This is a genomic window from Prevotella sp. C561 (assembly GCF_000224595.1).
Classification (GTDB): Bacteria; Bacteroidota; Bacteroidia; order Bacteroidales; family Bacteroidaceae; genus Prevotella; species Prevotella jejuni.
On the sequence record NZ_JH114152.1, the window covers coordinates 52649 to 66813 of the forward strand.

Annotated in this window: 8 protein-coding genes and 1 pseudogene; 1 reads left to right on the forward strand and 8 read right to left on the reverse strand. The window is 43.1% G+C overall.

Annotated elements, in window-relative coordinates; translation table 11 throughout:
• Nucleotides 1-73 precede the first annotated feature (73 nt).
• The 8 genes and pseudogenes from HMPREF0666_RS12845 to HMPREF0666_RS18715 form a co-directional block, all read right to left on the reverse strand.
• Nucleotides 74-1006, reverse strand: coding sequence for a restriction endonuclease subunit S (locus HMPREF0666_RS12845; RefSeq protein WP_009012794.1), 933 nt, complete (start codon nt 1004-1006; stop codon nt 74-76).
• Nucleotides 1007-1151: 145 nt separating this feature from the next.
• A complete protein-coding gene (locus tag HMPREF0666_RS12850) occupies nt 1152-2597 on the reverse strand; it encodes an RNA-binding domain-containing protein (RefSeq protein ID WP_009012795.1) in 1446 nt (481 codons plus the stop codon).
• Between the two features lie 6 nt (nt 2598-2603).
• Nucleotides 2604-4712: a DUF262 domain-containing protein gene (locus HMPREF0666_RS12855; RefSeq protein ID WP_009012796.1), complete on the reverse strand. Its 2109-nt coding sequence runs from the start codon at nt 4710-4712 to the stop codon at nt 2604-2606.
• A gap of 18 nt (nt 4713-4730) precedes the next feature.
• The gene (locus tag HMPREF0666_RS12860; protein WP_009012797.1) at nt 4731-6287 is read right to left on the reverse strand and encodes a type I restriction-modification system subunit M; all 1557 of its coding nucleotides are present in this window, start codon (nt 6285-6287) and stop codon (nt 4731-4733) included.
• A 4-nt stretch (nt 6288-6291) separates the two neighbouring features.
• On the reverse strand, nt 6292-6939 hold the full coding sequence (locus HMPREF0666_RS12865; protein ID WP_009012798.1) for a hypothetical protein: 648 nt from the start codon (nt 6937-6939) through the stop codon (nt 6292-6294).
• Between the two features lie 11 nt (nt 6940-6950).
• A complete protein-coding gene (locus HMPREF0666_RS12870; RefSeq protein WP_009012799.1) occupies nt 6951-9794 on the reverse strand; it encodes a type I restriction endonuclease subunit R in 2844 nt (947 codons plus the stop codon).
• 40 nt (nt 9795-9834) lie between these two features.
• The gene (locus tag HMPREF0666_RS12875) at nt 9835-10053 is read right to left on the reverse strand and encodes a helix-turn-helix domain-containing protein (protein ID WP_042856375.1); all 219 of its coding nucleotides are present in this window, start codon (nt 10051-10053) and stop codon (nt 9835-9837) included.
• Between the two features lie 245 nt (nt 10054-10298).
• Nucleotides 10299-10556 (reverse strand): annotated as a pseudogene (locus tag HMPREF0666_RS18715) (helicase); the annotation flags it as partial.
• 625 nt (nt 10557-11181) lie between these two features.
• On the opposite strand from HMPREF0666_RS18715, the gene HMPREF0666_RS12890 reads away from it, so the two are divergent.
• Nucleotides 11182-14154, forward strand: a complete 2973-nt coding sequence (locus tag HMPREF0666_RS12890; protein ID WP_009012801.1) for a T9SS type A sorting domain-containing protein — start codon at nt 11182-11184, stop codon at nt 14152-14154.
• Nucleotides 14155-14165: the final 11 nt, after the last annotated feature.

The following is a 14165-nucleotide window of genomic DNA, read 5'->3' on the forward strand; positions in this document are numbered from 1 at the left end:
CTGTAGACAAATCAAGATATTTCAAAACTCAAATGTATAGCGCAAAAGTTCTTTATTCTTTGCCGTTAGAATTTTATGGCAGAAGATTTGACCTTGAAAGAAAATCAACATATTTACAATCAAGAGTGAAATCATCGAATATGATGCAATCACCCTTGTCATATATTCCTTCTATTTCTGATGTGTAGCCCAAGATAAAGGCTTTGTTTGCTGTTAGTACAGGAGTTCCTTCATTTGTATATTCAGTATCTTCAACAAGATATGATTGTGGTTGTTCATAGCTAAGAACATCGCTAATCATTGCATTAAAACCAACACTTTTCCTAAGTTTTCCAAAAACATCATTTCTAATTCCCTTAATTAAGGACTCTAATTTCTCAATGATTTTGTTTTGGGTAGAAATACGCTCGTCTATTAACCGAAGCAACGTGGCAATTTTCTTCTGTTCTCCTTTTGAAGGAATACCAATATAACATTCAGAAAAGTTCTTGCTGTTAATTGAATATATCTTTGTGCCCTGTGCAATTCTTCTAATCTGTTGATGAAATGCCGTAGAAGAAAAGGCATACCCTTTATATCCAACAATGGTTTTATGCTGGTTGTCTCTTCCATGAATAGTATGCAATCCACAAATCACATCCTTGCCGTTAAGATTATAGAACTCAACAGCTTTAGCGACTTCGTTCGTATCTTCCGAAGCATCAGCAAAAGCAATATCCCCTTCTTGACAAAGCTCATAATTTTTGGGAGTGTTGCCACTCACAATGTTAGGCAATTTGTCATTGTCAAGGTCAACCATTGTTGGCAATCCAACATGAATCAAACCATAATGTAGATTTTGAATAGCATTTGTTCCATATTCTAATTTATCCCAACTAAGAGAGTTTGTTGAATAGAAATCCAACAAGTCAGAAACCCTACATTTCTCCCACTCTCCCTCAAACTCAGGGAATCTCAGATTTGGGACATTGAGTGTCTTTTGTTCGTTATCTATCGTTGTTGTCATTTTGAATCCTTAATTTTAGTTGCCAATCATATCTCAGTTACATGCCAGTTACATGGTCGGTATATGCTCCATACCCCATTATATGAGGGTTTGGGGCTAAATTTGGCACTTATTTGAACCTTCAGTTACATGGTAGTTACATGGCCTATGCCCAATATGGGATATAGTTATGCCTATTACCTCCCTCTGCATTTTCCTCTTTTATCAGTTTCGCTTCCAAAGCATCCTTGATTATCCTTGATGCCATTGGATAATTCTTATCCTCTATTCCCAGGCGTGTGCGAAGAGATTGATTGTTCATCTTTTCATTGGAGACATATTTGAGACAGGCGTGTTGATAACAAGCCCTCACTCTCTCGGACTTATCCAAATCTGCAAATTTCCGATAAGAGAATACCGTTGCAGTGGTTCGGCTTTCATAGAGCTGGAAACGTACTGGTGGTAACTGATACAGTTCCACATAGAATATGGTCTTATCCATACCACTACCTTTTTCCTCACAAATGCCCATTCTGCGCATGATATCTGCAAGAGTATCGTTTCTTGACTGATATTCATCTATGAAACGCTCCACACTGATAAGGGGTTGCCCTGGGTTGGAAAATTCAATACGATCAGAATAGATTTCAATCATCGGAAAGCCCTGTACAGCAAAATCTTGATGAATAATCATGTTTGCCGCCAATTCTCGAATGGATATTTCCGGGTACATACGGGCATCCTTTCTTAAAGCCATGCCTATCTCCTCATTGGCAGGCAGCTGGCTGTTTATCCATGCAACCATTTCTTCAAAGCCTATGGCATAGCCTTTATCGAAAGTCTGTTCACGAATGGTCTCAATCTTATTTTTGCCTTTATAGACAATGACTCTAACCATTTTTCGCTTCAGACCATCGAAATCAGATAGGTGCTTGGCAAACAGAATGGCCCCAAGTTCAGTAATACTGTAGCCAATCTCATCTTTCGTTATCAAATTTTCAGCTAAAAACCTATCCAAAATACCATTTGTATCTTGTGGAAGAGGTAAGTGCATCATGTCAAAATAAGTTTCTGCACTAAGGTAGGAGAAAACGTCTTGACCAGATAATCCTTTTTTCAAGACAATCTTTTCCAAAGATTTACGATCGCCTTTCCAAATCTTAGCCTCCTTTGCAGGAAAGTCCTTCAACTTGCGTGTTATTGTGCCGACTCTAACGTATGCTTCATGTAGGAAACTTACAGGGCGATTGATTGTTGCTGGAATTTTGAAGATACAGACATGACCTTTATCCTCATAATTGAAATCGTCAATAATCTCGAAGTCTATACGAGGATTCAAGCGAGTTGATAGCCAAGATTCAAGTTCTTCGTTGCCAACCATTATTTGTTTGCCGTACAAGTCGGTGCCAACAACATCATGACTTTTATCATCAACACCGAATACAATATAGCCAAATGGCATATTACACAAATAGGAACTATTCGACAAGGCTGAGATTCTTTCCCCTATCTCTTCTTTAGAATGAAAATTGTGCTTAAACTCTAACCACTCTGTTTCTTTTGGCTTGGCTGTCAGAGCATCAATCAATTTCTTGAAATCTATATATTCCATATGACTTTATTCTCTTATAGGTTCAAGCAACATTACTAATTCAGACTCGGCAATGTCACACTTTTCAAAAAGGAATCGTAAACAGCGGAGCTTGCTTCTGTTGTCCATAGATGTCCACAAGTATTTTTGTGGAGCAATCTGTGTGCAATATCTTGTATCAGCTTGTTGGGCTGACCAAAAGAAGCCTTCAGCATCATAGAGTGTATCTACAATGTCTGTATATTGTTGTTCAACCATCTTAACCACTCGTAATAACATTTCCTTCCATGTTGTCTCGGTATATTCGTTGCCAAAAAGACGGAAGCCTTTTAGCTGCCTGTTTGTCGGAGTGAAAGATTCCTCTTCCAGAGACACTTCATCAACAGGCTTAGGCAATGGCTTGAATGTGGTTTGTGGCAATGGATAGAGACGCAAAAATATTGTCACAATTTCATTGCTGCGATTTTGCAATTCAGTTTCAGTCCACTTCTCGCACAAAGTGACATTTTTAGTCAAGCGATACTTGGAATTTCTGTAACCTGGATATATTTCATTTCCGATTGCCTTGCCATCACGCTTTATAACAAAAGGCTTGTTGCTAAGTTCGCTATTGATGCCTGTCAATGTCAGGTTGGCAAATGTGTGAAGGTATTTCTCTTGTATCTCTTCAAAATTATCACCAAGCATTGCTTTCCACTCTCCACTGAGTGTTTGCGGCATAATATGTTCAATAGTGGCATCCTTCTTTTTCATGTCAATAGCTACGTCATTGTATTCACCATGCACAGAATTCTCCAACCTTTCAAAGAGGAAAATTTGGAACGGCTTAAGCATGTGATAGGCATCTCGGGTCTTTATTGATTCCACAAACTGTACATCTCTTGGCAACTGATAGTTGCCATCACGACGCATAATGTGAAAAGTCAATATATCTGAATAAGAATAATCAAGTTCAATATTAGCAGAGGCATATTCTTCAAGACTTTTCAGTACATCCTTATGCAAAGCACAGAACACCTGTGTAAGTGCATTGCCAGGCATATTGCATACAATACGTCTTGCCAAATAGTTTTCCACCAAGTCAATCACTTTGTACATTTCTGCTTCTGAAAGTTCATTAGTAGAGGCATACTTCAAAAATTGAATGAAGAATACATTGGCCACGTCTGTTTCGATATTGCAGATATGACGCATTTTCTCAGAAAGTTTGGCGGTGAAGAGTTTTGCCTCCACCACTTGCTGATAGTAATGTGCATAGTCCAACATTTCAATCAATTCTTCTTTACGGTCATGCCCTTCCATGTACTTCTTCCATTCGTAATAAATATTAGACAAACGAACAGGGCGTTGCAGCTGTTGCTTGATGGTGAGATAATCGCGCAAAAATCTTGTTGGTTGGCTTTCTGTTGCAAGTTCTATCTTTTGCCAATAGTTCTTGAAACACTCCAGTTGCTCTTCTGGTGTCAAGGACATCAGAAGATAATTGCGTATCTTGTCTGCCTCTGTAAGAGCCAATCCAGTAGAGTTAAGACTTTCAAAAATGAGCTGTGCATCATCATCTTTGTCCAATTCTATTGAAATGATTTGCAAGCGTTCGATGGCATCAAGCAATTGGTCAAATGACAATAATTGTGGTCTTCTCGTCAACTTCTCATAGAAATGGTGATAATTGCGAGTAATCTTAGACTCTTCATTAAAGGAACCCTCACCATTAAAAATCTTGTCGTAGGCAATTCGGTCATTCTCAATAGGTACTAATTTAATTTTACGTTCGGCGTTACAGAACTTAGCATTCAAGAAAACCTCATAAGCTTCTTCAACTCTCTTCTTATCACTTATTTCTATAGCATCATCTTTCACTGCCTTTATTCCAGCCAAAAGAAGAAGTGAAATGGTGGTCAAACGTTGCTGTCCATCTATTACCAACCTATTGTAGCTATTATTATCGGCAGACGATGTGACGATAGAACCAAAGAAATGAGAATATCTGTTTAAGTGACTTAGCTTTACCAAGTCGCTAAGCAGCTGATCGCAATTGTCTATCAACCAATCGTAATTACGCTGATAGACAGGAATTACAAATTGGATTTTATTGCCTTCTATAAATTCATATAACGGTTTTGCATAACCTTTCATACTTAGTTCCTTTCGTTTTTATTCAACCAATCCCAGCTCTTTCAGATACCCTTCAATCTCCTTGTCAAGGTCGGTACGTTTGGCTTCCAGCTCCTTGATTTCTTTTATCACGGCATGAATATCAATAGGCTCTTCTTCCTCGAATGTATCTACATAACGCGGAATGTTGAGGTTGTAATCGTTTTCGGCTATCTCCTCCAAGGTGGCAAGGTGGCTGTATTTCTCAATCTCCTTGCGATCACGGTAGCTCTCAACAATCTTCTGAATATGCTGTGGGCGCAGCTTGTTCTGTGTCTTTATCTTCTCAAAATCCTTGCTGGCATCAATGAAGAGAATACTGTCGTCTTCCTTACGGCATTTCTTAAACACCAGAATACAGGTAGGGATGCTTGTTCCATAGAAGATGTTGGCAGGCAGACCGATGATAGCATCCACATAGTTTTTCTTCTCAATGAGGAAGCGGCGGATTACCCCCTCAGCATTTCCACGGAAGAGAACACCATGAGGAGCAACGCAAGCCATAGTTCCACCCTCGTTTAAGTGATAAAGCATGTGGAGTATGAACGCATAATCAGCTGTTTTGCGTGGAGCAAGCCGCCCTGCTTTGCTGAAACGGTCATCATTGTTGAACTTATCTGCAGCACTCCACTCTGCAGAGAACGGAGGGTTGGCAACAACGGCATCAAACTGAGTGTCACCAAAAGCATCGGCTTCGAGTGTGTCTCCATTCTCAATACGGAAGTTGCTGAATTTGATGCCATGAAGGAGCATATTCATGCGAGCAAGATTGTAGGTTGTGGGATTCTTCTCCTGTCCGAATATCTCATTAGCATGTCCTATACTTGCTGCATGGAGCAGTAAAGAGCCGCTACCGCAGGTTGGATCATAAACATTGCGAAGGCGTGCATGGCCGAGGGTTACAATTTCAGCCAAGATACGGCTAACTTCCTGCGGAGTGTAAAACTCACCGGCTTTCTTTCCTGCACCGGCGGCAAACTGGCTAATCATATACTCATAAGCATCGCCAAGAATATCAATCTCTTGTGAAGCCTCTACGCCAAAATCTATGTCATCGAGGGCAAGAAGTACATTACTGACCAATGTATTTTTATCATCGGCTGTCTTGCCTAATTTGGGCGAAGCGAGGTCTATGTCTGAGAACAAACCGCCAAAGTCCTCTTCGCTATCTTGCCCCAGAGTACTATCTTCAATACGCTTCAAAGAACGCTCAAGTATCGGCAGGATATTTTCTTTCTTTTTAATACTCTCAATAACAGATGAGAACAAGAAACTGGGTTCTATGAAATAGCCAATGTTTTCGATACATTCGGTCTTTACGCTCTCTTGTAGTTCTTCTATATCGGTATCTTTTTCCATTGCCCATAGTTCTTTGAAGGTAACATCGTCATCCACTAAGGCGTCATTGGCATGTTTTTCAATCTTCTCTGACAGATATTTATAAAAGATAAAGCCTAATGTAAAATACATAAAGTCGCTTGCCGACATATTGCCACGCAACTTGTTTGCGACTTCCCAAAGCTGGTCACGGAGTTTCTGTTGTAATTCCTCGCTCATATTGTTATTTCCTTTCTATTTTCAACGTTTCACTAACAAAGACGTTTGTATCGTCTTTATCTGTTATATACTGATGGCAATACATACCTTTCCCCTCATTTAGAATTATAACGCTATTCCATAAGGCGGTTTGACTTATTGTATGCCCTGGGTCTAAACAAAATATTTTCCTAATAACACCTTCTTGCTCTTCATAACCAATGGCAAGTATTGCATGAGCACCACCTTTAAATGTAATTGCAGTAACCAAAGGTAAGTTGTCGTCTATTCCTTTTTTAAGTTCCTCTACATACGAAGCTTGGGCTGATTGAGAAATCATATATTGCCGCACTGACGACATAACCTCTTTTGCAAAAGAATGAGACAACTTTTCTTTGATTTCTGAGAAATAGAAACCATCACGACACAACCCTTCCTTTACAAAAAACTCCTTGAAAAGCCTTCCCTTGGCAGTGTTGCCTTTAAACGATGTATTTAAGTTTGTAACTTGATTACGAGTGAAGACCTTTAGTACTATAAGATTCATCATCATTGAATAAACGGCGCAAGCTCCATCCATATCTCCTTGTTGTAGATGGACTGATTGCCACTTACGGTTATACACACAGACTCCTAAAGCTGTTATATCTAAACCTCTTATTATCTTTATCATTGTTGAATATATTATTCCCAGCTGAATGTTCGTATGATAGAATTCAAGCGTTCAAGTATCCTTGTCAATGTTTTGCGTTTTTTTATTAATCCTAAATGCTTTTCTTTCAACGCCTCTTGTATGATTTCTGGTTGTTCTTTTTGCAAGTAATCATATTCAGACAGGTAATGATTGAGAACCGTTACATCCAAGCCCTCTTCTTTTGCAAGTTTATCTACAGCATTGTTCCGCTCAGTCGTGATATAGTTGTTCAATCGTTCTTCAAGGTCGCTTGTACCATCAGACTGTTGTTTGCGTGCCATAAAGTTATCTCGGTCATCATCCACGTTCTGCTGTATAAAGCCATCAATCAGTTTTGCTTTGTTACGTAACTCAGCATCTTTAATCATCGTATCAATAATATACGTACGTTTTTCCTTATAATCTGCGCTGTAAGGATTGAGATCAGCAATCAGTTCAAGTATGTAAGTTACATTGATAATATCACTATGCAACAATTCTAAACAGAAATCAATATCATCAATACCTGACTCTGTTGAAGTTTTCGTGGACTCTGTATCTTCGTCAGGCGTTTGATTTTCTTCTGAAGGCTTACAGCCACCGGCAAATGTATCGTAAATATCAAGGTATTTGCTTCGGAAGTCCATAAATTGCTGCTCTGTCATACCAAGATCTGCAGCATCTTCTTCAAATTCATCGTAAACCTGAATCTCTGCATGTTTCTTAATGACATCACGGAATGCAAGGATAAACAGCTTTTTATCTTTCTCGCTCTGCAACAAATCTATGCTGCTGGGAGTTGGGTATTGTTTTAAGAAGTTTGTCGTAAGTTCCTGATAATTCTTCTTGACTTCATTAAAAGGCGGACGGACAATATCTTCAAGATTATTGCTGTTACTGAAAAGCTTAATAGAAGCATCCACATTGCTTTTCAAATCACGGAAGCAAACAATCTTGCCAAAACGTTTCTTTTCATTCAATACACGGTTTGTACGACTGAATGCTTGTAATAATCCATGATAGTCCATATTCTTATCCACATAGAGTGTATTGAGTTTCTTGCTGTCAAAGCCCGTCAGGAACATACCGACTACCAGACAAAGGTCAAGTGGCTTCATGTCTGTTTTCTTTTTCTTCATACGAAGATTGATGTCATCATAATATGCACGGAAGTTTTCTGTAGTGAAACTTGTACCGAACATATTATTATAGTCATCCATAATAGCCTGTAACTCATCTGCTTCGCCCGTGCTTTCACTCACATAGCTACCAGTATTCATACCTGTAAGGGCGTCATCCTGACTGCTGTTAGATGCGTATGTAAACACGGCTCCTATTCTAATTTTGGGATCAAGACTCTTGAATATTTTATAATATCGAATAAGTGTTGGCACAGACTGCACGGCAAACAAAGCATCAAACTCGCCATCAAATGTTGATTTATTGAAATTATTAAGGATAAATTTGGCAATTTCCGTCATACGGTTTTGGCTAGCATTATCTACATCGGCATTGCCATGATAATATTCTATGAGGAAACCAAGTACATTTTCATCAGCAATAGCATCCTTTATCAGATACTTATGAAGGCAGTTGCCGAAGATTTCCTTTGTTGTATGACCATCCACAGCATTCTCAACGAAGATTGGTGTACCTGTAAATCCGAATATCTGTGTATTGTCGAAAAACCTGACGATATTCTTATGGCAATCTCCGAAATGACTGCGATGACACTCATCAAAAATCATCACGATACGAGAATGACGGATTTCTTCAATCCGCCTGCTATACCACTGCTTACTTGCAGCGGCATTGAGCTTCTGGATGGTGGTGATGATAATTTTGGAATTACCATGAAGGCGCTTCACAAGTTCATCTGTGTTATCGGTACTGTCAACAGCACCTGGCTCAAATGCCTCATATTCGGACTGCGTCTGTGTATCAAGGTCGTGCCTGTCAACTATAAACATAACCTTGTCCACATCGTCTAATTCGGCTACAAGCTGAGCAGCCTTAAATGAAGTCAGCGTTTTTCCGGCACCAGTTGTATGCCATATATAGCCATTGTTATTGGAATTTTTTACACGGTCAAGTATCTTCTCAACAGCATAGAACTGGTAAGGACGCAACACCATTAGGCATTTATCTCCTTCGTGCAGTACGATATACTTGCCTATTATCTTGCCTAACGTGCATTTGTCAAAGAAGCTGGTGGCGAACTTTTCCAATTCATTGAAAGGAACATTAGCCGCGTCTGTCCAATTGAACGTGAATTTGTAGCCACTATTCGGATTGTTGGCAAAATAACGCGTGTTCACTCCGTTGGAGATAACAAACAGCTGCACATAGTCAAACAGTCCATGGAATGAGGTCTTATGATAACGTTGTATCTGGTTGTAAGCCTGTTTCAGCTCTACCCCTCTGCGCTTCAGCTCTATCTGAACCAAAGGTAAACCATTTATCAGTATCGTCACGTCATAACGACACTTCTTTCTTCCTTCAACAGTAATCTGATGGGAAACCTGAAACTCGTTCTGACACCAGTGGGTGCGGTTCAGGAATTCCACCCACAGGCGTTCTCCATCATCCAGTTCAAGTGGAAAGAGGTCACGAAGTTTCTTTACCTTTTCAAAACGTGTGCCACCCTCAAGATAAATCAATATTTTATCAAATTCGGCTTCGGTAAACTCGGTACGCCCAATCTCTTCCAGTCTCTTCCTGTTATGTTTCTCAAGTTGACTTTTGAAATTTGTCCGGAGATTTTTCTCTTCTTCAATCTGTACATACTCATAGTTCATTTGCTGAAGAGTAGCAATAAGTCCGTTCTCAAGAGCAGCTTCACTTTGTACTGGCATATTTATTATTCTTTTGTTATTATTTGTTTAACATATAAGGTTATTCTTCGGTTGACCTAAGTAATTCTCTCACATTAACCTTTAGCACCTTGGCGATTTCAAGAAGGTTCTCAAGGGACGGCTGCACTTTATTGGAACACCACCGAGAAACGGTATTCTCTGTACGACCTATTTCATTCGCCAGCCATTTGCCAGACAATTGTTTTTCTGCCAAAACAGCTTTAATTCTATTTATCACCTTTTTCTGTTGATTTATCATTGTATATTGCAGAATACGTAAGTACAAAGATACACTTTTAAGGTTATTTTTCCAAACATAATTAAAAGTAATTGATTTTTCCGTATAAAATTCTTGCTTTAGAATTGTATTTCAGCGGAAAATGATTATCTTTGCACTATAAGATTAAGTGGTCTTTGAAGTAATGCAGAATAAAGAATTGGAAAGAAACGCACTCGTTTCCAAGTCGTAACCCTTTTATCCTTTATTATTTCTTATTCTATTGATTATCTGAGAGATACAATATTTTTGAATCTTTTCCTCGCGTAGTCTGTTGCAATAAGCATCTTTGCCTTTTTCTCGCTCTCACTCAGAGGTGCTCGTCCCAAAAGCGTGGCATCGCCACTCTTAGCAAACTCCATCAGCTTGCCGATAAAGACTTCCTGCTCGGGTGTAGGAGGTATGTTATGCAGTATCTCATTTTTCTCGGGGCGGTCGATACCGATGTCTTTGGCAGTACGAAAATCGCAAATCTCCGCATAAAAGTAATAGGAGCGAATGTAATCGGCTGATTACAAAAGGAAAACATAATATAGAATAATAAAAGGTGAACGATTTGGAAACGAGCGAGTTTCTTTCCCTTTCTTTATTCTGCAATGTCTCAAAGACCACTTACCTAACGTTGCAAAGGTAGTCTTTATTTTCGATGAAAACAAGAGAAAGCCACACTTTTTTATCAGTCCGTTTCATTTTTCCGCACTTGAATTGCCGTTTTATGCCCAAAGCCCATCCTCGTCGTGATTTTGCTGTCTAATACTTCCTTTTTATTGTCTTCATCATCCTTTTGCGTGTTAAAAATAAAATTTTTCTGTGCAATTCCTTGCAAATTAAAGAAGAATAACCTATATTTGCGCTTAGGAAAAAACAACTTAAACGTTCATGCTTATGAAGACAACGTTGATTTTACCAATTTCAGCCCCCTTGACATAAAGAACGCCACTTTCGGCAGTCAAGGGAGATATGCAGGACTCTACGAAAAGGCTTTGCATTAATCAATTTTCGCACACACGATACAATCCATCCAACTTTTATTTTACGGATTTTCTCTCTTTACCGTTTTTATTGCGGATATCTTATCAGACTGAAAAAGAACATAGACAGTATTAACTTATGGGACGACATTTACACGAAACAGCATTTCTAATAGTTACAGCCTTATTCATTCCCGTGCAGTCCCGTGCGCAGTCACCCGGTCAGGTCAGCGGTGCGGAGGCATGGCTGAAGACCGTCCCCCTGACGACGGATCTGCAGGGGTACTATCATTGGCGCGACTTCTCGGGCGACTCCGTTAGAACCAACCTCTACGATGCCAAGGGCGCAGCCTACGGTGGTGAGTTCACGCAGCGGCACACATGGATACGGACTTTCAACTTCAACCCCGCCCTGAACTTCTCCGAGGGGAATCAGCCGAAGGAGAGTCTGCTGAAATACTCCAACCTCGCGCAGATGACCGTCATCGGGGTGTTTGCCCCGACGACTACCGCCTATAACAAGGACGAGGTGCTATATGCCGTCAGCGGACGCAAGGGTGCGGGAAGCCTCGTGAGCAGGGACAAGGCGGTCGGGCAGCAGGGCATAGAACCGCTCGACTACGGAAGCACGGCCGGCGAGGACCTTCTTTATTCGGGGAGCGAGAGGCAGACCGCAGAGGAATTCAAGTCCACGAGTCCCCGCATCGTCTCATACATCAGGGCATGCGCCCCCGTGCATTCCGTGTGGGGAGAAGGCAGACGTGCGACCATCACCACGGGAACATACAGGGACGGAGACGTCAATTTCACGACAGCCTTTGACAAGTCCCTGTTCGGGGGTGGTGCGCTCAATGGCTACACGCCCGAGCTCATCGCATACGGCAGGACGCTCACGCCGCTGGAGCGCAGGCAGGTGGAGACCTATCTCGCCATCAGATACGGCATCACGCTCAACGGTTCATACTATACGGGGACTGGCAACCTTTCATGGGACAGGGACGAAAGTGCCGCGTACCATCACAGGGTGACGGGCATCGGGCGCGACGATGCGGGCGACCTCTTCCAGCCCCTCTCCACGACGAGCTACGAGGAAGCACCAAGATACTCTACTGAAAAGACATACGACAGCTTCAGAGACGCAGACCCATACGGCCTGCCGACGAGCCAACGCCTTCTCGTCATGGGACGCGAGAATGGCTCTCCCATGCCCGACGGCGGCTTTATGATATGGGGCGACGACAATGCCGCCACGACCACCGTCGAGACGGAAGGAAAAACACCGTGGCACGTCATGAACCGCAGGTGGCTCGTCAGGACGAACATCGACTCCACCGAGTACAGGAAGGACATCTGGACGCAGAACGGTATCACCGTCACCTCCGACGGTTTTATGGATGCAGTGTCGCAGAATGAGCCCAAGGAGGGCGCATACATCGTCAGTTCCCCGCTCGACACGGGAAACGGTACGATGGAGTACACCAACCCGAGACTCCATCCCGCCTACAACGTGGGCTTCACCGAGGCATCGGGCACGAAGTGCGCATACGGCTTCAACGTCAGCGCACGGGGTGAGATCCGAATCGTAGAGGACGGAACAATACAGAATCGTGTCTTAACAGGCAATACGGGCGGAAAGAGTTTCATCGTACGCAGAAAAGGAAACAGCGTAACCTTACTCATCGACGGCAGGGGCAGCAAGGAGCTGCAGATAACCATACCCGTTGAAAGCACGGCAAGGGCAGCCTGCATGATTTTCGAGACGACAGGCGGCGAGACTGCATTAAATATCCCAAGACTGCGCAGAAATGGATTCGGAGACAGCGGCAACATGGTCGAGCTCGGATATGGAGTCCTCGCCAAAGGCAACAAGTTCGCAGGCACGGACTACCGCAACGTCTTCATGCTCATAGACAGAGGTGCGGGCGACAAGACCGACATACATGAAAACATCATCATCAGATGCTCGCGCAAGGACGCGAGCCGTGAAAAACTCGTCTTCGACAACATCTTCATGGACACCGACGGCAGTGGATCCGACACGTTCACCTTCGCCAGCTTCGACGGCATACTGGCACGGCTGACACCGCACGATGCGAGCTGTACGGGCGGAAAGCCGCGAAAGGACGGCAGCCTTGACATCAGCATGGTGGTCGGCCTGCCGAGTTTTTCATACAGCCTGCTGGCGGACTCCGTGGAGAATATGGAGAAAGGTGCCGTAGCTTCACGGGGAATCTTCGCCACAAGCACGCACACGGTGAAGAACCTGCTCCCAGGAAACTACAGTCTGCTCATTAAGCAGAACGCGGGCATCGACATCATGGCGGAGAGCACGGGAGGCGTTGAGTATGCCCATGCGGTCGGTCGCCGAAAGCAGGGAGAGGTCACATGGACTATTCCCTCGCTCACCTCCGACTACAGGGCGGGACTCTGCACCACGCTCGGACTGGGAAAGAACATCCTCCACGGCTTCGACGTGAAGAATGCCACGGCACAAGTCGTGGTCGAGGGTAAGCCCATGGGTGCTGCCGTCACCCTGAATGGAGGTGACGCACTCGGCATCATCTTCACCCCCGACACGGTAAGCTATACGGTAAACGGCATCGTCGTCCACCGTGCGGCCAAGAAAGCCGGTCTCGGCTGGCTCTTCGGCATGGGCTTCAACAAGGGACTCTCGACCATCGACGGGCTGAGCATCGACGGCGGAGACTTCGCCCTGACGAGCGTTTCGAGGGGCGTGGCCTACGAGACGAAGAAGGCGGTCGAGGACAGCATGGCGGTAATGATCGGCAGCGAGTGCAGCTCGAGCGTGCCCAAGGCACAGACAAGGTCGGCAGAAAACACCTCCTTCATCGAGAGGCAAGCCCATTCTGCCCTCACTGTGACAAGGAAGGACGTGACCGGTATGGCGTTCAGTGCCGAGCTGAAACTCGCCAAGGAGACCGATGCCGAACTGCTCGTCTATGACACATCAGGAAGGCTGCTGAGCCGGACGGACATGGCGGGAGGCACCATAAAGCGTGCCGACTTCACCGTACCGCAGACGGGCGTGTACGTCGTTAAAGCGCTCACCTTAGAAGAGGAATTCACAAAGAAGATAATGGCAACCTACTAAACCCCAACGGC